Source organism: Streptomyces sp. 11-1-2, from assembly GCF_003595545.1.
Classification (GTDB): domain Bacteria; phylum Actinomycetota; class Actinomycetes; order Streptomycetales; family Streptomycetaceae; genus Streptomyces; species Streptomyces hygroscopicus_B.
Window position 1 is genome coordinate 1,854,672 of the sequence record NZ_CP022545.1, and the last position, 21,493, is coordinate 1,876,164.

The 21,493-nt window shown below is 70.8% G+C and carries 15 protein-coding genes and 1 pseudogene; 8 read left to right on the forward strand and 8 right to left on the reverse strand.

Annotation, left to right across the window (positions count from 1 at the left end; genetic code table 11):
* Positions 1-93: 93 nt before the first annotated feature.
* Positions 94-999 (forward strand): MBL fold metallo-hydrolase, encoded by a 906-nt coding sequence (locus tag CGL27_RS07400; protein WP_119985423.1) that lies wholly within the window; start codon positions 94-96, stop codon positions 997-999.
* Positions 1,000-1,044: 45 nt separating this feature from the next.
* On the opposite strand, the gene CGL27_RS07405 is transcribed toward CGL27_RS07400, so the two are convergent.
* From CGL27_RS07405 to glyA, 5 genes are read right to left on the reverse strand one after another with little or no spacing between them, the layout of a single operon-like run.
* The gene (locus CGL27_RS07405) at positions 1,045-1,710 is read right to left on the reverse strand and encodes a sarcosine oxidase subunit gamma family protein (protein ID WP_119985425.1); all 666 of its coding nucleotides are present in this window, start codon (positions 1,708-1,710) and stop codon (positions 1,045-1,047) included.
* Entirely contained in the window at positions 1,703-4,687 is a 2,985-nt protein-coding gene (locus CGL27_RS07410) for a sarcosine oxidase subunit alpha family protein (RefSeq protein WP_119985426.1), read from the reverse strand. Before CGL27_RS07410 ends, CGL27_RS07405 begins: the two co-directional genes overlap by 8 nt.
* Positions 4,684-5,010 (reverse strand): sarcosine oxidase subunit delta, encoded by a 327-nt coding sequence (locus CGL27_RS07415; RefSeq protein WP_119985428.1) that lies wholly within the window; start codon positions 5,008-5,010, stop codon positions 4,684-4,686. Before CGL27_RS07415 ends, CGL27_RS07410 begins: the two co-directional genes overlap by 4 nt.
* Positions 5,011-5,020: 10 nt before the next feature.
* Entirely contained in the window at positions 5,021-6,241 is a 1,221-nt protein-coding gene (locus CGL27_RS07420) for a sarcosine oxidase subunit beta family protein (RefSeq protein WP_119985430.1), read from the reverse strand.
* The gene (gene glyA / locus CGL27_RS07425) at positions 6,238-7,578 is read right to left on the reverse strand and encodes a serine hydroxymethyltransferase (protein WP_119985432.1); all 1,341 of its coding nucleotides are present in this window, start codon (positions 7,576-7,578) and stop codon (positions 6,238-6,240) included. The genes CGL27_RS07420 and glyA overlap by 4 nt, the downstream gene beginning before the upstream one ends.
* A gap of 106 nt (positions 7,579-7,684) precedes the next feature.
* Here glyA and CGL27_RS07430 point away from each other — a divergent pair, with 106 nt between their 5' ends.
* Positions 7,685-8,353, forward strand: coding sequence for a GntR family transcriptional regulator (locus CGL27_RS07430; protein ID WP_078645258.1), 669 nt, complete (start codon positions 7,685-7,687; stop codon positions 8,351-8,353).
* Between the two features lie 156 nt (positions 8,354-8,509).
* Here the strand turns inward: CGL27_RS07430 and CGL27_RS07435 are convergent, their stop codons facing one another.
* Positions 8,510-10,747: an MMPL family transporter gene (locus tag CGL27_RS07435; RefSeq protein WP_119985434.1), complete on the reverse strand. Its 2,238-nt coding sequence runs from the start codon at positions 10,745-10,747 to the stop codon at positions 8,510-8,512.
* Positions 10,748-10,989: 242 nt separating this feature from the next.
* Here CGL27_RS07435 and CGL27_RS07440 point away from each other — a divergent pair, with 242 nt between their 5' ends.
* The 4 genes and pseudogenes from CGL27_RS07440 to CGL27_RS07455 all read left to right on the forward strand — a co-directional run bounded on the left by CGL27_RS07440 (position 10,990) and on the right by CGL27_RS07455 (position 16,147).
* On the forward strand, positions 10,990-11,748 hold the full coding sequence (locus CGL27_RS07440) for a TetR/AcrR family transcriptional regulator (RefSeq protein WP_119985436.1): 759 nt from the start codon (positions 10,990-10,992) through the stop codon (positions 11,746-11,748).
* Between the two features lie 382 nt (positions 11,749-12,130).
* Positions 12,131-13,006, forward strand: a pseudogene (locus tag CGL27_RS07445) (chitinase); the annotation flags it as partial.
* A 15-nt stretch (positions 13,007-13,021) separates the two neighbouring features.
* Complete coding sequence (locus CGL27_RS07450; RefSeq protein WP_119985440.1) at positions 13,022-14,788, forward strand: coagulation factor 5/8 type domain-containing protein; 1,767 nt, start codon at positions 13,022-13,024, stop codon at positions 14,786-14,788.
* A 507-nt stretch (positions 14,789-15,295) separates the two neighbouring features.
* Complete coding sequence (locus tag CGL27_RS07455) at positions 15,296-16,147, forward strand: glycoside hydrolase family 88 protein (RefSeq protein ID WP_240450384.1); 852 nt, start codon at positions 15,296-15,298, stop codon at positions 16,145-16,147.
* Positions 16,148-16,212: 65 nt separating this feature from the next.
* Here the strand turns inward: CGL27_RS07455 and CGL27_RS07460 are convergent, their stop codons facing one another.
* Positions 16,213-16,779 (reverse strand): TetR/AcrR family transcriptional regulator, encoded by a 567-nt coding sequence (locus tag CGL27_RS07460; RefSeq protein WP_119985442.1) that lies wholly within the window; start codon positions 16,777-16,779, stop codon positions 16,213-16,215.
* An 85-nt stretch (positions 16,780-16,864) separates the two neighbouring features.
* On the opposite strand from CGL27_RS07460, the gene CGL27_RS07465 reads away from it, so the two are divergent.
* Together CGL27_RS07465 and CGL27_RS07470 are read left to right on the forward strand one after the other, a co-directional pair.
* Positions 16,865-17,788 carry an SDR family oxidoreductase gene (locus CGL27_RS07465; RefSeq protein WP_119985444.1) on the forward strand — a complete coding sequence of 308 codons (924 nt, stop codon included), beginning with the start codon at positions 16,865-16,867 and terminating at the stop codon, positions 17,786-17,788.
* 151 nt (positions 17,789-17,939) lie between these two features.
* Positions 17,940-19,817 (forward strand): propionyl-CoA synthetase, encoded by a 1,878-nt coding sequence (locus CGL27_RS07470; protein ID WP_119985446.1) that lies wholly within the window; start codon positions 17,940-17,942, stop codon positions 19,815-19,817.
* 132 nt (positions 19,818-19,949) lie between these two features.
* On the opposite strand, the gene CGL27_RS07475 is transcribed toward CGL27_RS07470, so the two are convergent.
* Positions 19,950-21,350, reverse strand: a complete 1,401-nt coding sequence (locus CGL27_RS07475) for a WD40 repeat domain-containing protein (RefSeq protein ID WP_162952900.1) — start codon at positions 21,348-21,350, stop codon at positions 19,950-19,952.
* Positions 21,351-21,493 lie beyond the last annotated feature (143 nt).

A 21,493-nucleotide genomic window follows, 5' to 3' on the forward strand; every position in this document is an offset into this window, starting at 1 on the left:
GCCGCCGTCCTCGCCGCCGCGGCGGTGGCGGCACTCACCGCGTCACGGCGCCAGATCAAGCCCGCCCGCCATAGATCGAGGAAACGACGGACCATGCACACAGCGCACAGCATCGGCATCCCCTTCTGGACCGTGGGCGACATCACCGTCCACCGCATCGACGAGGTGCTCCTGCCGCCGCGGACCGGGCCGTGGCTGCTGCCCGACGCCACCACGGACGTGGTCACGCGAGAGGACTGGCTGCGCCCGGACTTCGCCGATCAGGAGGGCATCCTGCGCATCGACAGCCACAGCTTCGTCTTCGAGATGAGCGGGCTGAAGGTGCTCGTCGACACCGGCATCGGCAACGGCAAGACACGGGCCAACCCCGCCTGGCACGATCTGCACACCGACTACCTGGAGCGGCTGGCCGCCGCCGGATTCCCCCCGGAATCCATCGACATGGTGATCCTCACCCATCTGCACACCGACCACGTCGGCTGGAACACCCACGAGGTGGACGGCTCATGGGTGCCCACCTTCCCCCATGCCCGCTACCTCACCTCCCGCGCCGAACGGGACTTCTGGGCGGGCTACGACATGGACGAACCGCGCGCGCAGATGTTCCGTGACTCCGTGACCCCGATCGAGGAAGCGGGACTGCTCGACCTGGTCGACGTCCTGGCCGAGGGCACCGAGGTCGCCCCCGGGCTGCGGCTGATCCCCACGCCCGGCCACACCCCCGGCCACATCGCCCTCCAGCTCACCAGCCGTGACCAGACGGCGCTGATCACCGGCGACTGCATCCACCACCCCGTCCAGCTCGCCCACCCCGCCATCGGCTCATGCGTCGACATCGCCCCCGAGCAGTCCGAGGCCACCCGCCGCGAACTCCTCGGCTCCCTCGCCGGTACGGACACGCTCCTGCTCGGCACCCACTTCCCGCCGCCCACCGCCGGCCGTGTGATCATCCACGAGAACACCTACCGGCTCTCGCCCGTACACCCGGATGCGCGGTGACACCGCGACGGTGGTGACCGAGTACATCGAACGCGGCCCACCCCATCAGGGCGGTTCCGGGCCGCGGTACTCGCTCATCGCGTCGATGAGCCAGCGCGCCAGATAGTCGGCGAACGAGGACCGAGGCAAGAGCCGGTAGGTCGGGGCGCCGTCGACCTGCCAGAGCAGCACCGCGACGGGCCCCACCGTGGTCGACACCGCGTGGCCGGGGCCGAAGGCCCGGGGGTGCAGGTCCAGCGGGCAGCCCTTCTCCAGCACCTGCCGAGCGGCCGGGCCGCTCAGCTCCAGCGTGGTGCGGTTCGCCGAGACGTCCACGACCGAGCCCGGATCCGCTCCGAGTGCCGCCCGCAACTCGGCGGCCACGGCGGTCCCGTCGACCCCATCGGTCCCGTCGGCCCGGGACAGCGCGAGCCATTCGTCGGGGCCGAGCCAGAGAACCGTGTGGCAATCCGATGCGGTGGTGTGGCCGCACTGCCGCGGAAGTGGCGCCCCCAGGGACTTCTCGATGCGGTCGGCCGCTGCGGAGGCGGGGTCGACGCGCAGATTCACCATGGTGCTGAACGGCCACTCGGTCAGCGTGACTCCACGCGGGCCGGTGACGGTGGCGGTGTGCATCCGCTCCGCCAGATGTGCCAGGGGGCTGGTGCGCAGCGCCACCGGGCCCGCGCTTGCGCCTGCGTCTGCCCCTGCGGCGTTCGTCGGCTCAGCCATCTCGCCGGGTCCCTTCGGGATCGTAGAGGACGGTGTCGGCCACCAGGACGGGCACCAGATCCTCGCCCACCGGGGCGAGGAGGGTCTCGCCGATCCGTGCCCGCCCGTCGGCGACGAGCGCGAGGGCGAAGGGGCGGCCGAGGGCCGGGCTGTGGTAGCTGGAGGTGATATGGCCGAGCATCGGCACCGGCCCGGTCCCGGGGGTGAGAGGCACGTTCGGCGCGATGAGCTGCGTGCCCTCGGGCAGCCGGGTCTGCCGATCGCTCGGCAGCAGGCCGACCAACTGCTTGCGGTCGGTGCGGGAGGTGTCGGCGCGGGAGTACGAGCGGTTGCCGATGAAGTCCTTGCGCTTCGAGACCACCCAGGACATGCCCGCGTCCTGTGGGGTGACGGTGCCGTCGGTGTCCTGGCCGACGATGATGTACCCCTTCTCGGCCCGTAGGACGTGCATGGTCTCGGTGCCGTACGGGGTGATGTCGTACGGCCGGCCGATCGCGGACACCTCCTCCCAGACCGCCGGGCCGTACCACGCGGATACGTTGATCTCGTAGGCGAGTTCGCCGGAGAAGGAGATGCGGCAGATGCGGGCGGGGATGCCGGAGGCCAGGGTGGTCTCGCGGAAGGCCATGAACGGGAAGGTCTCGTTCGATAGGTCGATCTCGGGGGCGAGGTGGGCCACGACCTCGCGCGACTGGGGGCCGACGACCGCGATCGTCGCCCATTGCTCGGTCACCGAGGTGCAGTGGACATCGAGCTCGGGCCATTCGGTCTGCAGCCACTCCTCCAGCCAGTCCAGGACGGCGGCGGCGCCGCCGGTCGTGGTGGTCGTGAAGTAGCGGTTCTCCTCGAGGCGCAGCGTCACACCGTCGTCGAAGATCATCCCGTCGGGCTTGCACATCACGCCGTAGCGGGCCATGCCGGGCTTCAGCTTCTTGAAGGCGTTGGTGTAGATCCGGTTGAGGAACTCACCCGCGTCCGCGCCCCAGATCTCGATCTTGCCGAGGGTGGAGGCGTCCATGAACGCCACCCCCTCCCGGGCCGCGCGGCACTCGCGGGCCACGGCCGTGTCCATGTCCTCGCCGGGCCGGGGGTAGTACCGGGGACGCTTCCACTGCCCGACGTCCTCGAACACCGCCCCGTGGGCGAGGTGCCAGGGGTGGATGGAGGTCGTGCGCTCCGGATCGAACAGCTCGCCGCGCTCACGCCCGGCCAGGGCGGCGAAGGCCACCGGCGTGTACGGCGCCCGGTAGCCCGTGGTGCCGATCTGCCCGGGTGACGCGCCCGCGCCGAGGGCCTCGGCGATCACGCCGATCGCATTGACGTTGGAGGTCTTGCCCTGGTCCCCCGCCGTGCCGAGCGAGGTGTAGCGCTTGATGTGCTCGACACTGCGCATACCGGCGCCGGTGGACCGCCAGACGTCGGCGACGGTGACATCGCGCTGCAGGTCGACGAAGTGGGTGTGCCAGGTGGCGGGTTCGCCCTCGGGCCCGGGGCCGGGACCGGGGCCGGGACCGGGACCGGGACCGGGGCCGGGACCGGGACCGGGACCGGGGCCGGGGCCGGGACCGGGCACCAGCCACAGTGCGCGCACCGGGCCCGCCGCTGCCCGGTGCCGCGCGTCGCCGGACGGCGGTTCGGGCGCGGCCACCGGGAACCCGGCGTCCGTCGCGGCCCGCGCACCGGCCCGCGCCCCTTCGGCGAGACAGCCGTCGAGGTCGTACGTCCCGCGGGCCGCGCCGACGATGTGCTGGTCCCGTACGGTGCCGTCGGGGACGAAGGCGACCAGGTCCTCGTCCCAGCGCAGCGTGCCCTGGCGCTGGCTGTGCAGGTGCACCACCGGGCTCCAGCCGCCCGAGACGGCCAGCAGGTCGCAGTCGAACGACCCGGCCTCACCGGTGAGTTGGCCCTCGGCGTCCAGGGCCTGGACGGTGACACCGGTGAGCCGGTTCCCGCCCGCGGTGTCGACCACCGCACTGCCCGTCAGCACCCGCACCCCACTCGCCACGGCGACCTCGGCGGCCCGGCGGGACAGCTCGGGCCGCGCGTCCACGACGGCGGCGATGTCGATCCCGGCGGCGTGGAGATCGGCCGCCGTGTCATAGGCGCTGTCATTCGTCGTGACCACCACCGCCCGCGAACCCGGCGCCACCGCATATCGGTTGAGGTACGAGCGCACGGCCCCGGCGAGCATCACCCCGGGCCGGTCGTTGCCCGCGAAGACCAGCGGACGCTCGTGGGCACCGGTCGCCAGGACCACCTGGCGGGCCCGGATATGCCACAGCCGCTGCCGCGAGACCCCTGCGGACGGCTCGGGGGCGTCGGCGCCGAGGTGGTCGGTGCGCCGCTCCAGGGCCAGTACGTAGTTGTCGTCGTAACTGCCGAACGCCGTGGTGCGCCGCAGGACGACGGCCTCGGGGGCGGCGTCGAGGGCCGCGCGCACTTCGGCGACCCACTCCAGGGCGGTCTGCCCGCCGACCCTGTCGGTGCGCCCGGAGAGCAGCGAACCGCCCGGCTCGGGCTGGTCGTCGAGGAGGATCACCCGGGCGCCGGAGCCCGCGGCAGCGGCGGCGGCCGCGAGCCCGGCCGGTCCGGCGCCGACGACCAGAACATCGGTGTGGACGTACTTCTTGTCGTAACCGGCGGGGTCGGGACTCGGGTCGAGCCGCCCCATCCCGGACAGCGTCGTGGCGGACAGGCCGTCGTACAGCTCTGCCGTCGTGGCGGGCAGCATGCCCTCGGAGCAGGGGCCGTCGATCCGCAACAGGGCGTTGGGCTCCTCAGGACCCGCGGCGACGATGCCGCGCGGGCGTCCGCGGTAGATCGACGGAGCGGCCTCGACGCGCCCGTTCGCCAGCATCGCCGAGGCGACGGTGTCTCCGGGGTGCCCGGTCATCTCCCGGCCGTCGACGGTGAAGCGCAGCACGGTGCCGCGGTCGACGCGGCCTCCGTGCGCGAGCCGGAATCGCTGGTCGGTCATCGGTTGCCTCCGGCCGGTTCGGCGGGCTGGTGGATATCCGCCCGGCCGGGGAGCTCGGGACGGGGCTCGTCGAGTCGGTAGGCGGCCAGCACTTCGTAACTCACGGTGTCGCGCAGGACGTTGAACCAGCGGCGGCAGCCGGTGCCGTGCATCCACCGCTCGGCGAAGGGCCCCTTGGGGTTGTCGCGGTAGAAGACGTACGCGGCCCACTCCTCGTCGGTGAGGTCCGCGGGGTTTCCGGGGTAGGGGACGTGGGCCTGTCCCCCGTAGTGGTACTCGGTCTCGTCGCGAGGACCGCACCATGGGCAACTGATCAGCAGCACGATGTCCTCCTCAGTGGGCCACGGCCGCGGCGCCGTGTTCGTCGATCAACGCGCCCGTCGTAAAGCGTTCGAGGGCGAAGGGGGCGTTCAGCGGATGCGGCTCGCCGGTGGCGATGGTGTGGGCGAAGGTCCACCCGGCGGCCGGGGTGGCCTTGAACCCGCCGGTGCCCCAGCCGCAGTTGACGTAGAGGTTCTCGACGGGGGTGGTGCCGATGATCGGGGAGGCGTCCGGTGTGACATCGACGATGCCGCCCCAGGTCCGCAGCACATGCGCGCGGGCGAAGACGGGGAACAGCTCGACGGCGGCGGCCATCTGCCGCTCGATCACATGGAACGAACCGCGCTGCCCATAGCCGTTGTAGGCGTCGACGCCCGCGCCCATCACCAGCTCGCCCTTGTGTGCCTGCGAGACGTACACGTGCACGTGGTTGGACATCACCACGGTGGGGTGGACCGGTTCGTGCAGTTCGGAGACGAGCGCCTGGAGCGGATGGGACTGCACCGGCAGCCGCACGCCCGCCCGCTCGGCCAGCACGCTGCTGTGCCCGGCGGCCGCGAGACCGACCCGGCCGGCGAGGATGCGGCCACGGCTGGTCTCGACGCCCACCACCCGGTCGCCGTCCTTGAGGAAGCCGGTGACCTCGCACCCCTGGATCAGATCCACGCCCAGCTCGTCCGCCCGGCGGGCCAGCGCCCAGGCAACATGGTCGTGCTTGGCGATACCGGCCCGCGGCTGGAAGGTGGCGCCGAGGACCGGATAGCGGGTGCGGGGCGAGACGTTGAGGATGGGGCAGACCTTGGCGGCCTCGTCCGGCTCCAGCCACTGGGCGTCGACTCCGTTGAGTCGGTTGGCGCCCACCCGGCGCACGCCCTCGCGGACGTCCTGGAGGGTGTGTGCGAGGTTGAGGACGCCGCGCTGGCTGAACAGGAAGTCGTAGTCCAGCTCCTCCGGGAGCCGCTCCCACAGCCCCAGCGCGTGCTCGTAGATCGCCGCGCTCTCGTCCCACAGGTAGTTCGAGCGGATGATCGTGGTGTTGCGTGCCATGTTGCCACCGGCCAGCCAGCCCTTCTCCAGGACGGCGACGTTGGTGATGCCGTGGTTCCGGGCGAGGTAGTAGGCGGTGGCCAGGCCGTGGCCTCCCGCGCCGACGATGACGACGTCGTACGAGGAGCGCGGCTCGGGGGTGCGCCAGAGGAAGTCCGGATGCTCCGGCAGCGGCGTGGCGGTCATGCCGCGGCTCCGTTCGGGCGGGGCGGGTGGGGCGGGTGGGGCAGCCGGGGATAGAGGGGGAACGCGGTGGCGAGCTTTTCGACCCGGTCACGCAGCAGGCCTGTGCGCTCGTCGCCGAGCCGCTCGTCCATCAGGGCCTGCGCGATGATGTCGGCGACCTCCCGGAACTCCGCCGTGCCGAAGCCCCGGGTGGCCAGGGCCGGGGTGCCGGTCCGCAGCCCGGAGGAGACCATCGGCGGACGGGGGTCGAACGGCACCGCGTTGCGGTTGACGGTGATGCCGACGCGGTGCAGCCGGTCCTCGGCCTGCTGCCCGTCGAGCGCGGAGGCGCGCAGATCGACCAGGACCAGATGGACCTCGGTGCCGCCGGTCAGCACCGTGATCCCGGCCTCGGCCACATCGTCGGCCAGCAGCCGTCCGGCGAGGATGCGGGCGCCGTCCAGGGTGCGCCGCTGGCGCTCCGCGAACTCCTCGCCCGCCGCCAACTTGAAGGCCACCGCTTTGGCCGCGATGACATGCTCCAGCGGGCCGCCCTGCTGCCCCGGGAAGACCGCGGAGTTGATCTTCTTGGCCAGGTCGGCACGGCTGAGGATCACCCCGCCGCGCGGGCCGCCGAGGGTCTTGTGCGTGGTGGTCGTCACGACATCGGCGTACGGCACCGGGCTCGGGTGGAGGCCCGCGGCCACCAGCCCGGCGACGTGCGCCATGTCCACCATCAGATACGCGCCCACCTCGTCGGCGATCCGCCGGAACGCGGCGAAGTCCAGCCGGCGGGGGTAGGCCGACCAGCCGGCGACGATCATCTTGGGCCGGTGGGCGAGCGCGAGCCGCTCGACCTCGTCCATGTCGATGCGCAGATCGGATTCGCGCACGTGGTACGGCACGGCCTTGTACAGCTTGCCGGAGTAGTTGATGCGCATGCCGTGGGTCAGATGCCCGCCGTGCGCGAGGTCGAGGCCGAGGATCGTGTCGCCGGGCCGCAGCAGCGCGAACATGGCGGCCGCGTTGGCCTGGGCGCCCGAGTGCGGCTGCACGTTCGCGGCCTCGGCGCCGAAGAGTTCCGTCACCCGGGCGATGGCCAACCGCTCGATGACGTCGACGTGTTCACAGCCGCCGTAGTAGCGGCGGCCCGGGTAGCCCTCGGCGTACTTGTTGGTCAGGACCGAGCCCTGGGCCTCCATGACGGCGGCCGGGGCGAAGTTCTCCGAAGCGATCATCTCGAGGGTGGACCGCTGCCGGTGCAGCTCGGCGTCGACCGCGGCGGCGACCTCCGGGTCGAGTTCGCTGAGCGGGACGGAGAGAGGGGTGGTGACCTCGGTGGGCGGGTTCGCTGCCATGTGCGCACCATCCTGGGAGGCGAACTACTGGACCACTGATCGGCAACTGATATATCAGCCTGTGCGGTAAGGTATGGGAGCTCGCCGGACAGGTCAAGGGGGCCTCATGCGGAACGTGGCGACCGAGCCCGGGGACGGCGAGGAGCTCTCCCTCGCCGAGCGCGCCTACCGCGCCATCCGGGACCGTCTGGTCATGCTCGAGATCCGCCCGGGCGCGCCGATCAACGAGGACCAGCTGGCACAGTCCCTCGGCGTCGGGCGGACGCCGGTGCGCGAAGCGCTCAAGCGGCTCCAGTACGAGCGCCTCATCACCACCTACCCCCGGCGCGGCACCTTCGCCACCGAGGTCAACATCACCGACCTGGCCCATATCTCGGAGGTGCGCCAGGAGCTGGAGCCCCTGGCCGCCGCCCGGGCCGCGCGGCGCGCCACCGCCACCGACCGTGCGACGCTGACGGCCCTACGGCGGGAGCTGGAGAGCGCGGATCCGCGCGGGCACGCCGCCGCCGACCTCATGCACCTGGACCTTCAGGTCCACCGCGCCATCTACGCGGCCACGCACAACCCGTATTTGGAGGACACCCTCGTCCGCCACGACAATCTGGCCACGCGCATCTGGTGCCTGTTCATCGACCGCCTGTCCGATGTGGCCGGCCATGTCGAAGAGCACGGACCGCTGATCGACGCGATCGTCGCCGGTGACCCCGACAAGGCGGCACAGCTCGCCGGCAACCACGTCGAGGGCTTCGAACGGGCCATCCGCGCGGCCATCTGAGACGCCAACTTCCCGACCGGGGGCGGGAGTTGTCCCCGGCCGGTTCTCCCCGGCCAGTTCTCCCCGGTCGGTGGCGCGGCGCCGCGCTGCCCGTCAACGCCCGTGCCCGCCTCCCGTGGAGTGGAGGCGGGCACAGCGGGGCGCGGTCGCACGACGTCAGACGCGCGTCGAGTGCTCCGCGTACGGCGGCTCCGCGGCGGACCCCGGCGCGGCCACGGGCGCGGGGCCGCCTTCGCTGAGGCCGAACCGTCCGTGGATCTTGCGGAGGAAGCCGGGCGCGTACCAGGCCGAGCGGCCCAGCAGACGCATCGCGGCGGGGACGAGGACACCGCGTACGGCGACGGCGTCGATGAGGATGGCCAGCCCGCTGCCCAGGCCGAACATCTGCATGAAGCTGATCTTGGAGGTGCCGAAGGCGAAGAAGCTCACCGCGAGCAGGCAGGCCGCCGCGGTGACGATGCGTCCCGTGTGCCCAAGACCGTTGGCCACGGCGGACTCGTTGTCCTCGCCCAGGTCGTGGAGTTCCTTGATCCGGCTGGTGACGAACACCTCGTAGTCCATCGAGAGGCCGAAGGCGATGCAGAACATCAGCACGGTCATCGACACCTCCATCGGCTGCGCCGAGAAGCCGAGCAGGGAGGAGAAGTGCCCGTCCTGGAAGATCCATGTCATGACGCCGAGGGTCGCTCCCAGGCTGATCACGTTGAGGGCCAGGGCACGCAGCGGCTGCACGACACTGCCGGTGAACAGGAAGAGCAGGACGAAGGTGGTGAGGGCGACCAGGGCCACGGCGATCGGGAGCCGGCCGCTGATGGAGTCCTTGGAATCGACCAGTTCGGCGTCGACCCCGCCCACCAGGGGCCGCGATCCGCCGGGCGGAGTGACCGCCCGCACCTCGTCGACCAGGCTCTGGGCCTCGTCCGACCGGGGTGGCAAGGAGCTCACCACACTGATCCGCTGCGCGTCGGGGCGGCCGAGGGCGGCGTTGCCGGGGCCCGCCGCCGTGGAGCCTCCCTCGGCGTAGGTTCCCGCACTGGTATCGACGCGGACGACGCCCTCGAGCCGGGACAGTTGGGCCGCGTAGGCGGCCAACGGGGCCTTGTTCAGTGGCTGGTCGATGACGACGTGGAGGGCCGCGTCGTCGCTGCCGTTGAAGTTCTCCCGCAGTGCCGCGGCGACCTGACGGCTCTCGGCGCCCTCGGGCAGGACACGTTCGTCCGGTGTGCCGAAGGTGATCCCCAACAGTGGGCTCGCCGCCAGCAGCAGGACCGCGAGCACGGCCAGCGCGGTGAGCGCGGGCCGCCGCATGACGGTGCGGGCCAGCCGCCCCCACAGGGATGCCCGAGCGCCGGTGCGCCCCGGCTTCGCCCACGGCAGCCGCCCGCTGTTGACCCGGTGCCCCAGGACGACGAACAGGGCCGGCATCACGAACAGGGTGCCGATGGCCGCGAGAGCGACCACACCGACCCCCGCATAGCCGAACGAGCGCAGGAAGTACTGCGGGAACACCAGGAGCGCCGCGAGCGCGGCGGCCACGGTCGCGGCCGAGAACGCGACAGTGCGGCCCGCGGTGTTGACCGTCTGCCGGACGGCGTCGTCCACGCCCACCCCCGCCGCGAGCTGCTCCCGGAAGCGGCTGATCATCAGCAGGGCGTAGTCGATGCCCAGTCCGAGGCCCAGGGCCGTGGTGAGGTTGGTGGCGGAGACGGAGACGTCGGTGACGCTGCCGAGGAAGGAGAGCTGGGCGAACGAGCCCATGATGGCGATGAGGGCGATGGCCAGCGGCAGCAAGGCCGCGACCACGCTGCCGAAGACGAACAGGAGCAGCACGAGGGTCAGTGGTACGGCGATGGTCTCGGCCAGGACGAGGTCGTCGACCACCTGTTGCGACATGTCGCCGCCCACCGCGGCCCCGCCTCCGGCCTGCACGGTGAGTGTGTTCTTGTACGGCCCGCTGTAGGCGTCGAGGATGTCCCGGGCGTTTTCCTGCTGCTGTGTCTCGTCGCCCTTCACATGGGCGAGGACCATGGCCTCGCGGCGGTCCCGGGAGCGGAGGTCGGCGCTGCCCGTGTCCCAGCACGAGACGATGTTCGCCAGGTTCTTCTCGTCCTTGAGGTCGGCCACCAGACTCCGGCCGCTCTGCCTGGCGGCCGGGGTGTCGATGCGGCCGTCGGTGGCACGGACCAGCAGGACCAGGTTGGTCTCGCCGCCGAACTTCTCGTCGATGACCTTCCCGGCGCGGGTGGACTGGGAGGCCGGGTCGTCGAAGCCGCCCCCCAGCAACTTGGTGAACGCGCCGGATCCCGCGGCGCCCATGAGGGCCACCGCCACGACGGCGACGACGAGTACCAGCCGGGACCGGCGAATCGCCAGTTCGGCTATGCGTTCAAACACGCACGATCTCCTTTGTTCCTTGCGGTGAAAAACGACGTGAAGCAGCCCGGTGGCATGAGGGGGCCGGCGCGGTGCCGTGCGGAGGCTCCTCGCCCGTCAGAACCACGTGCGGGGTCGGTTTCGCACTCTTCGTCGCCGCAACGACGTTAAGTGAGGAGGCCCGGTCTTTGGCAGTGTGAGATTTCCCTAACAGTGCTCAATTTTCCGATGACCCACCGGAGTTGCCGTCGTACGGTCACCGCATGTCCGTAGCCGAACGCACAACGGCCCCGCCCTCCCTGCGTCAGCGACGCCGGGCCGCCGCCACCCGGGAGATCCTGGACGCCGCCGAGCGCCATATCACCGAACACGGCCCCGCGGCCCTGTCCCTGCGCGCGGTCGCCCGCAGCCTCGGAATGACCGTGCAGGCGCTCTACCACTACTTCCCGAGCCGGGAGGCCCTCGTCACCGAGCTCATCACCAAGGCCTACGACGACCTGGCCGATGCCGTGCAGGCAGCGATCGACACCGCTGCGGACCACCCGGGCCTGCCACGCCTGGTGGTCGCGACCGAGGGCTACCGCCGTTGGGCCATCGCCCACCCCGAGCGGTTCCAGCTCCTCTACGGAACGCCGCTGCGGGACTACGCGGCACCCGTCGAGGGCCCGACCACCCAGGCGACGCGCCGGATGAGCGCGATCTTCGAGCGCGAGTTGTTCGGTGGGTTCACCACGGCGCAACTCGCCGCGGCCGACACCCCCGCGTTCTCGTCCTCGCTCCGGGCACTCCTGGAACAGGTGCGAGGGGACGACCCGGAAGCGCTGCCGCCGCCCGCGGCCGCTCTCCTGCTGAGCGCGTGGGGACATATGCACGGCCTCGTCGTACTGGAGGTGTTCGGGCACACCTCCTTCATCGGAGACCACCAGGCCGAGATCTTCCGCATGGCCATGCTGAGGTTGCTCGAGGACATCCACGGCCGGATCCCCGCACTCGTGGACACGCCGCGTTCGGCCGACGGCTGAGGTGTTCATCGGCGCGGCGTGGCGTGCGAGTTCGCTCCTTGAAGGCACGTCACTTCATTGGTGCGGACCTATTGACGGGACGCGTTCAACTCCCGAAATATATGGGCCGAGAGTCCGGCCGTGTCCTTCCGGCCGAAAACCGCATGTCGCGGGCTGCGGCGGCGCCTGTCCGACGGGCATGCCCGCTGCCGGGGCCCGTCCGCGTCTGAGGAAGGCATCCCCCCACATGAACCACCGCGAAGAATTCACCGCCCAGGACCGCGCGCACCGCCGCGGCCGGCGGCGGACCGCCCTGGCCGTGGCCGCCGTGGCCGCCGTCGCGAGCACGACCGCGGCCGCCTGGGCCGAAAGCCCCGGCCAAGCCCCCACCGCGGCGTCCGCCGCACCCGCCGCCGTGGCCCCCTACCTGTACAACGGATGGGGCAACCCGCCGGACCCGGGTGAGGTGATGGACGCCACCGGCGTCAGCTGGTTCACCCTCGCCTTCGTCCTCGACTCGGGCAACTGCTCCCCGCAGTGGGACGGCAGCCGCCCGCTGACCGGCGGGGCCGACGAGCAGACCGTGAAGGCCGTACGGGCCAAGGGCGGCGATGTCGTACCGTCCTTCGGCGGCGCGAGCGGCGCCAAGCTGGAGCAGTCCTGCGCCGACGCGAAGGCCCTCGCCGGGGCCTACCAGAAGGTCATCGACGCCTACGGTCTCAAGGCCATCGACATCGACATCGAGGGCGACGCCTACAACGACCCGGCCGTCCAGCAGAAGACGATCGACGCCCTGAAGCAGGTGAAAGCCGACAATCCGGGGCTGCTCACCTACGTCACCTTCCCCAGCGATCAGAACGGCCCCGACGACAGCATGATCCGCCGGGCCGCCGAATCCGGCTTCGAGGCCGATAGCTGGACCATCATGCCGTTCGACTTCGGCGGCGAGGGCCAGAACATGGGCGAGCTGACCAAGCAGGCCACCGACGGTCTGAAGAACGCCGTCAAGGGCGCCTACGGCTACAGCGACGACGACGCCTACCGGCACAGCGGCCTGTCCTCGATGAACGGCATCACCGACGTCAACGAGACCGTCTCCACCGACGACTTCGAGACGATCCTGGACTACGCCTCCCAGCACCACCTGTCGCGGCTCTCCTTCTGGTCCGTCAACCGGGACCGTCCCTGCCCCGGCGCCTACCCGAACGGCGACACCTGCTCCGGAGTCGCCCAGGAGCCCTGGCAGTTCACCGGAATATTCGCCCGGTACCAGGGCTGAGGGAGACACACCACCATGACGAACGACACCACCGGGCGCGGGCGTCGCGGACGCCGCCGTACCGCCGGCTGGACCGCCGCGTTCGCCGCGCTGGCCGGGGCCGCCGCGGCGGCGCTGACCGTACCGGCGGCGCACGGCGCGGACGCCGAACCGGACCTCGGTCCCAATGTGCAGATCTTCGACCCGTCCATGTCCGCCCAGGACATCCAGGGCAAGCTCGACTCGGTCTTCGGCGAGCAGGAGAAGAACCAGTTCGGCCAGGCCCGGCACGCCCTGCTGTTCAAGCCCGGCTCCTACGACGTCAAGGCCAACATCGGCTTCTACACCCAGGTGGCGGGCCTGGGCCTGTCGCCCGACGACACCACCATCAACGGCCAGGTGCACGCCGAGGCCGACTGGTTCGACGGCAACGCCACGCAGAACTTCTGGCGCGACGCCGAGAACCTCGCCGTCAACCCGGACGGCGGAGCGGACCGTTGGGCCGTATCGCAGGCCGCCCCGTACCGCCGCATGCATCTGAAGGGCGATCTGCAGCTCGACGACGGCGGCTGGTCCAGCGGCGGTCTGCTGGCCGACACCAAGATCGACGGGCAGGTGCGGTCCGGCTCACAGCAGCAGTGGCTCTCCCGCAACACCGAATGGGGCAGCTGGACCGGCTCCAACTGGAACATGGTGTTCGTCGGCGCGCGGAACGCCCCGGCCGGGAACTTCCCCAACCCGCCGTACACGCGGGTCGACAAGACACCCGTGTCCCGTGAGAAGCCGTTCCTGTACGTCGACGACGATGGCGCGTACAAGGTGTTCGCGCCGGACGTGCGCAAGGACTCTACGGGCACGTCCTGGTCCTCCGGTGCGCCGAAGGGCACATCGATCCCGCTGGACGACTTCTTCATCGTGAAGCCGGGTGACACGGCCGAGGAGATGAACGCGGCGCTGGACGCGGGCAAGCACCTGCTCGTCACCCCGGGGGTCTACCACCTGGACGCGCCGCTGAAGGTGACCCGTCCCGACACCGTCGTGCTGGGCCTGGGGCTGGCCACGCTGATTCCCGACGACGGGGTCTCGGCGATGACGGTGGCCGACGTAGACGGCGTCAAGCTCGCGGGCCTGCTCATCGACGCGGGCACCGAGAACTCCGAGACGCTGATGGAGGTCGGCCCCAAGGGCTCGTCCGCGAGCCACGCCGACAACCCCACCTCGCTGCACGATGTGTTCTTCCGGGTCGGCGGCGCGGGCGTAGGCAAGGCGTCCACGAGCCTGGTGGTCAACAGCTCGAACGTGATCGGCGACCACACGTGGATCTGGCGCGCCGACCACGGTGACGGCGTCGGCTGGGACTCCAACACGGCCGACCAGGGGCTCGTCGTCAACGGCGACGACGTGACCATGTACGGCCTGTTCGTGGAGCACTACCAGAAGCACCAGACCACCTGGAACGGCGAGGGTGGCCGCACGTACTTCTACCAGAACGAGATGCCCTACGACCCGCCGAACCAGGACGCCTGGATGAACGGCTCCACCAAGGGATACGCCGCCTACAAGGTGGCCGACTCGGTCAAGCGCCATGAGGCGTGGGGCCTGGGCAGTTACTGCTTCTTCAACACCAACAAGTCCGTCACCGCCGAGCACGCCTTCGAGGTCCCCCAGACCCCGGATGTGAAATTCCACGACATGGTCACCGTCTCGCTCGGCGGCACCGGCACGATCAACCATGTCATCAATGGCACGGGAGGCCCCTCGGACGCGGGCAGCAACGTCGCGAACGTGACCGACTATCCCTGATCCTCCCGGCTGACCGGCCCACCCCAGCAGGCCGCCTGTGGGGCGCGAACCTCGCCCGCGCCCCACAGGCGACTGACGTACCCGCACCGCATGTCGTTGTCGGATTCCCCCCTCGTGAAGGACGGGCACTGATGCCACGACCTCGGATTCCTCTTCTACCGTTCCTGGGCAGTGGGCGGGAGAGTCCGCTCACTGGCACGCCCCGAACGGTTTTGGGCGCACTGGTCGTCCGCTTTCACGTCCCGGACGGCGACACGGATCGCGTCCGTGCTCCGAGCCGGGTGGGCGGAGTCCCTCACGACCTGGCCATGTGGGTGCGGCCAGAGGCGACGGGGAGGCCCTGAACCATCACTCTGGTGGAGCAGGGGCCCCGCACGCTGACACCGCACTCGGCGTCCCAGATCGCACAGCCACGCTAACCCGACCCGCCCGTGGCGCCGCAAGGCCAGAAGCCGACCATCACACGATCGAGATAAACCGGCCCTACGCACGCTCCCGGACGAGCAGTTGCCAACCCCCTCCTGGGTCACCGCGTGGCGGCTCACCGGCGATGACACGTGGCGGACGGGCGCGATACGGGCGGCCTCCTCGCTGATCCGGCGGTACAACCCGCAGGGCCGTTTCATCCGGGCCTGGGGAGCGCTCAACGATCCGGCGAACGCGGGCCGGGTCACCATGGACACGATGATGAACCTCGATCTGCTGGCGTTCGCGAGCAGCCAGACCGGGGACGGGAAGTACCTCGACATCGCCGTGGAACACGCGAGAACCACCCAGCGGAACTTCCCCCGTCCGGACGGGTCGACCCCGCATGTCTACGACTTCGACCCGGCCTCCGGCGCTCCCCTCGGCCCGGGCACCGTACAGGGCTACAGCCCGTCCTCCTGCTGGTCACGGGGGCAGGCATGGGGGATCTACGGATTCACCACGATCTACCGCCGAACCGGCCACCGGGAATTCCTCACCACCGCGCGGAAACTCGCCGACTTCGCCCTGGGCGCGCTCAGCCCGGACCATGTGCCGGTGTGGGACTATCTCGCGCCGCAAGCGCCCCACGACATCAAGGACGCCTCCGCGGGGGCGGTCATGGCCTGCGGTCTGCTCGACCTGTCGCGGGCGACCGGCGAACCGCGCTACCGCGAGGAGGCGCTGAAGCTGCTCACCGCGCTGTCGGAGACCTGTCTGACCAGGAAGTCGACCCGCGCCGATGCGGTCGTGGCGCGCTGCACCCGCAATCGGCCGAGCGAGGACGGCATCGAGATCTCGCTCCCGTACGCCGACTACTACCTGCTCGAAGGCATCCTGCGGGTGCTGCGGCCCGACGACATCGACCGGGCCATCGACCTGTCCACGGTCTGACCCGGCCCGGTCGCCGACCACCTCATCGCTCGCTCTCCAAGCCGCCGGGGCCGCCGGTGCGCCGGTCAGGCGCCCGCGGTCACGGCCTTGAGCTCGTCCAGGGATTCGCGCATCACCTGTGACATCCCGCGTTCCTCGGACACCTGGACCCAGCGCTCGAAGCCGACCTTGAAGACGGCGAGGGCCGCCTCCGCGGCCAGGCTCGCGGTCGGCTCCACGACGCCGCGCCGGCGCAGGGTGTCGGCGAGCGCGGCCGACAGCGAGGCGAGTTTGATCAGCTCGCGCTCCAGGAGTTCCGCGTTCGCCATGATCACGGCCTGGCGCTCGCGCGCGAACGCGCGGCGGTCTTCGAACAGCTCGGAGACCGCGTCCAGGCCCACCCCCAGCGCGTCGATCGGCGCCGCGGACTCCGGGGCCTCGGCGACCGCCCGCACGAACAGTTCCTCCAGCTCACCGGAGCCGGCGAACAGCACCTCGCGCTTGTCCGCGTAGTGCCGGAAGAAGGTCCGCTCCGTGAGCCCCGCCCGTCTGGCGATCTCCGCCACGGTGGTCTGCTCGTACCCGCGCTCGCTGTACAGCTCGAGCGCCGCTTGCGCCATGCGTCCCCGCGCGTCCGGCTGCCACCTACCCATACGCCGATCTTACGCGATGACAGTCCATGACATCAGGTGTAGTGTCGATGACAGTAACTGACATCAACACGGTCTGGGGTTCCCCATGCGCATCTTTGTGACCGGCGCGTCCGGCTGGCTCGGCTCCGCCCTCGTTCCCGACCTCCTCGACGCGGGACACCAGGTCCTCGGGCTCGCCCGCTCCGACGCCTCCGCCGCCGCGCTCACCACGGCCGGGGCCGAGGTCGTCCGCGGCACCGTCGACGACCTCGACATCCTGCGGGACGCGGCCATCGCCTCGGACGGGGTGATCCACCTCGCCTTCAAGCACGACATCGCCTTCACCGGCGACTTCCAGGGCGCCGCCGAGGCCGACCGCCGCGCCGTCGACACCTTCGGCGACGCACTGACCGGCACCGACCGCCCCTTCGTCCTCGCCGGCGGCCTGGCCGGCCTCGCGCCCGGACGGGTGGCGACCGAGCGGACCACCCCCACGATCGACGGTTCGCCGGCCTCGATCCGATCGGCCACCGCCCAGGCGGTGCTCGCCCTCGCCACACGCGGCGTGCGCTCCTCCGTGGTGCGCCTCGCCCCGACCTGCCACGGCGAAGGAGACCCGGGCTTCATGGCGGTTCTGGTCGCCACCGCCCGGGCCAAGGGCGTCTCCGGCTATATCGGCGACGGCGCCAACCGCTGGCCGGCCGTCCACCGGCTCGACGCCGCACGGCTGTTCCGCCTGGCGGTCGAGAAGGCCCCGGCGGGATCGGTGCTGCACGGCACCGCGGAGGAGGGCGTCACCATCCGCGACATCGCCGAGGTGATCGGCCGCCACCTCGACGTCCCGGTCACCTCCGTGGCCCCCGAGACCGCGGCCGAGCACTTCACCTGGCTGGGCGGCTTCCTGGGCACGGACGCCCCGGCGACGAACACCCTGACCCGCGAACTGCTCGACTGGCAGCCGACCCGCCCCGGCCTCCTCGAAGACCTCGACAAGGGCCACTACTTCCACGCACCCGCCGCCACCATCTGACAAACGGCTCGGACGCCCCCTGCGAGGAATTCCGGAGCCCCGCGTCAGACGGTGCCACGTGAAGGCACCACACTGACGGGGCTGGCCGCAGTCCGGTCGATGGGCCACACTGCTCACAGTTTTCCAAGGCCGAGCGACGCAAGGGGCGCTGATGGGCGCGTACAACGAGACTTACCACCGCAGCCTCGAGGATGTCGAAGGGTTCTGGCTGGACGCGGCGGCGGCGATCGACTGGACCCGGCCACCGACCCAGGCCCTGGACGACTCCCGTGCGCCGCTCCTGCGGTGGTTCCCCGACGGTGAACTCAACACCTCCTACAACGCGTTGGACCGCCACGTCGCCAACGGCCACGGCGACCGGACCGCGCTGATCTACGACTCCCCGGTGACCGGTGCGGTACGGCGCTTCAGCTACGCCGAGCTACGTGACGAGGTCGCGCTCTTCGCCGGGGCGCTGCGCTCGCTGGGTGTGGCCAAGGGCGACCGGGTCATCGTCTACATGCCGATGGTGCCCGAGGCGGTCATCGCCATGCTGGCCTGCGCCAGGATCGGCGCGGTGCACTCGGTGGTCTTCGGCGGCTTCGCGCCCAAGGAGCTGGCCGCCCGTATCGAGGACGCCGAACCGGCCGTGATCGTCGCGGCGTCCTGCGGGATCGAGCCGACGCGGGTCGTGGAGTACCAGCCCATCGTCGAGGCGGCGCTCGGCCTGACCACCCATCAGCCGGACAAGGTCGTCATCCTGCAGCGCGACCGGGCGCGAGCGGAGCTCGGCGGGCGTTACGTGGACTGGGCGGATCTCGTCGCCCGCGCCGAGCCGGTCGGCCCGGTCCCGGTGGCGGCGACCGACCCGCTGTATGTGCTGTACACCTCCGGTACCACCGGCAGGCCGAAGGGCGTCGTCCGTGACAACGGCGGCCATGCGGTGGCGCTGGCGTGGTCGATGGCTTCGATCTATGACATCGGGCCGGGCGACGTCTGGTGGACCGCGTCCGACGTCGGCTGGGTGGTCGGTCACTCCTACATCGTCTACGCGCCGCTGCTGATCGGTGCGACCACCGTGCTGTACGAGGGCAAGCCGGTGGGCACCCCGGATGCCGGCGCGTTCTGGCGGGTGATCAGCGACCACGGGGTGAAGGCGCTGTTCACCGCTCCCACGGCGTTGCGGGCGATCAAAAGGCTCGACTACGAGGCCGCCGAGCTGAAGAAGTACGACCTGTCGTCGTTCCGCACCCTCTTCATGGCCGGGGAGCGGCTCGACCCCGAGACCTACCACTGGGCGCACCGCCACCTCGGCACACCGGTCATCGACCATTGGTGGCAGACCGAGACCGGCTGGGCGATCGCGGCGAACCTCCACGGGCTGGAGCCGATGCCGGTCAAGCCCGGGTCGGCCACGGTTCCGGTTCCCGGCTGGGATGTGCGCGTCCTGGACCAGGGCGGTACCGAACTGCCCGCGGGCCAGGAGGGCGTGATCGCGATCCGGCTTCCGCTGCCGCCCGGCGCGCTTCCCACGCTGTGGGGTGACGACCAGCGGTTCATCGAGGCGTATCTGTCCCAGTACGAGGGCTACTACCTGACCGGTGACTCCGGGTACCGCGACGCGGACGGCTATCTGTTCGTCATGGGCCGCACCGACGACGTGATCAACGTCGCCGGGCACCGATTGTCCACCGGTGCGATGGAAGCGGTGCTCGCGGCGCACCCGGCCGTCGCCGAGTGTGCGGTGATCGGTGTGCACGACGAGCTCAAGGGCCAGCTGCCCCGGGGCTTCGTGGTGCTCAAGGTGGGCGCCGAGATCAGCGACGAAGATCTCCGCGAGGAGCTGGTCGCGGCGGTACGCCGGGAGATCGGCCCGGTCGCCGCGTTCCGGGCCGTCTCGGTCGTGGAGGCACTGCCCAAGACCCGGTCGGGAAAGATCCTGCGCAAGACGATGCGCGGGATCGCCGACGGGCGCGACGAACCGGTGCCGTCGACGATCGAGGACCCGTCGGTGCTGGACGCGCTGCGGCCCGTGCTGCGCCCTGAGTGAGCGTCCCTCGCCGACAGCGCCTGGGCCGGTGGTGGACGGGTTCACCGATCCGCAGACCCGCCCGGGCGAGGCGTCACGGTGGCCATGGGACAGCCGCCCGGGGCGAGGCGCCGCGCCCCGGGCACACCGGCCTCAGTCGTCGACCGGGCCCATGGGGAAGATGGCCAGCTCGGTCCTGCCCTCGTGGAAGCCCCGCTTGGCGAGGGGTTCCAGGGCGGCAGCGAGCCAGCGGTTGTCCGGGGACCAGCTGAGGCCGTCGACGTAGGTGCGCAGCTGGCGGCCGAGGATGATCTTCTTGTCGGCCATCCGCCATACGCACAGTTCATGCGGGCGCTCCTCGCGGAACTCCAGATAGCCCAGCTTGCGGCTGAAGCTGCCGACGGCCAGATAGCTGCCGTCCTCGTTCGAGGCGAGGGTGAACAGCCGTTCCGAGGCATCGTCGACCTTGTCGATCACCTCGCCCGTGGCCGGGTCGACGACGTAGAGGTTCTGCTGCGCGCCGAGGAAGAGCCGTGCGGCGTCGCCGGAGAAGGCCGTGCACTGGATCGGGTCCCACTCACCGGCGTGGGAGATCCGGCGGGAGGGCTCGGGCTCGTCGCCGTACACGTCGACGCCGCCCTCGCCCGCACCGTTCGGCCTGATGCGGTACGCGCCGTCGCGGGAGCGCAGATGCCCGCGCTGGAAGGGTGCGTCGGCCTCCGCCCGCCGGTCGACGTCGTAGGCCCACTGCTTCTCCTCCTCGGGCTCGCCGCCGCTGCTGTAGCCCTTGACCACGAGAATGTGCCCGCCCGGCACCCACATCATCAGCGGCACGATCCAGTCACCGGCGCGGGTGTGCACCACCTCGCTCCAGTCGGCGGTGTCGTAGACCCACACCCGCCCCTGATCACTGCACACGGCCAGGTACTTGCCGTCGTCGGAGAAGTCCATCCCGGCGACGTGGTCGTAGGTGACGCCGCCGGTCGTGGTCGTGAACGGCCGCAGGGTGACGGCCGGTCGGGCCAGATCGGGTATGTGCGGGGAGTCCTCGGCCGTCCAGCTGTCGCCGTTGAGCGGGAAGGCAACCGAGCCCCAGCCGTCGCCCACGCTCAGCGGCTCCAGCCACTTGCGGTCGGTGACCCGGATCTCGTACTCGGCCTGGACCAGCAGGTCCTCGTCCTTCCAGGAGCCATCGCGCTCGTAGTAGAAGTCGTGCATCTCCTCCCACGCGGCTTCGGTCAGCGGGTAGTTGCGAAGTTCCACACGCTCGACCCGGGAGATGAACCGGCGGGCGTTGGTGTCGGCCCATTCGTAGTCGAGGAGCTGGTCGGTGCTCACGGCGTGCCCGAGCGGCCCCGTGCGTTCGTCAGCGGCGCCCAGATAGCCGGATGCGGCCTCCCAGAGGAAGTGCAGGAAGGTGTTGGGCTCCTCGTTCGGCAACGGGATGTGCGTGCGCGAGCCGACGTCGTAGTAGACGGCGAACACCAGGAATCTGACGCGGAGTTCATCGGGATCCACGGCAAGAACCCGTACGCCGTACATGTCGGTCGACATCGTCGTCTCCTCTGGAAGTGATGGCAGGCACGCCACCGGACGCGGCGGCTCCCGGCCCCGTCGCGTGGTGTGCGGAACGCGGCTGATCCTTACAGAGGGGCCTGACATCGACGCTCACGTAGCCGACAGCCACCCCGCTGCCT

Bases quoted from the DNA above. Each gene is read 5' to 3' on its own strand.
- CGL27_RS07400 (WP_119985423.1), top strand. From the start codon at position 94: ATGCACACAGCGCACAGCATCGGCATCCCCTTCTGGACCGTGGGCGAC.
- glyA (WP_119985432.1), bottom strand. From the start codon at position 7,578: ATGGCAGCGAACCCGCCCACCGAGGTCACCACCCCTCTCTCCGTCCCG.
- CGL27_RS07470 (WP_119985446.1), top strand. From the start codon at position 17,940: ATGGGCGCGTACAACGAGACTTACCACCGCAGCCTCGAGGATGTCGAA.
- CGL27_RS07430 (WP_078645258.1), top strand. From the start codon at position 7,685: ATGCGGAACGTGGCGACCGAGCCCGGGGACGGCGAGGAGCTCTCCCTC.
- CGL27_RS07475 (WP_162952900.1), bottom strand. From the start codon at position 21,350: ATGTCGACCGACATGTACGGCGTACGGGTTCTTGCCGTGGATCCCGAT.
- CGL27_RS07420 (WP_119985430.1), bottom strand. From the start codon at position 6,241: ATGACCGCCACGCCGCTGCCGGAGCATCCGGACTTCCTCTGGCGCACC.
- CGL27_RS07405 (WP_119985425.1), bottom strand. From the start codon at position 1,710: ATGGCTGAGCCGACGAACGCCGCAGGGGCAGACGCAGGCGCAAGCGCG.
- CGL27_RS07450 (WP_119985440.1), top strand. From the start codon at position 13,022: ATGACGAACGACACCACCGGGCGCGGGCGTCGCGGACGCCGCCGTACC.
- CGL27_RS07440 (WP_119985436.1), top strand. From the start codon at position 10,990: ATGTCCGTAGCCGAACGCACAACGGCCCCGCCCTCCCTGCGTCAGCGA.
- CGL27_RS07410 (WP_119985426.1), bottom strand. From the start codon at position 4,687: ATGACCGACCAGCGATTCCGGCTCGCGCACGGAGGCCGCGTCGACCGC.
- CGL27_RS07465 (WP_119985444.1), top strand. From the start codon at position 16,865: ATGCGCATCTTTGTGACCGGCGCGTCCGGCTGGCTCGGCTCCGCCCTC.
- CGL27_RS07460 (WP_119985442.1), bottom strand. From the start codon at position 16,779: ATGGGTAGGTGGCAGCCGGACGCGCGGGGACGCATGGCGCAAGCGGCG.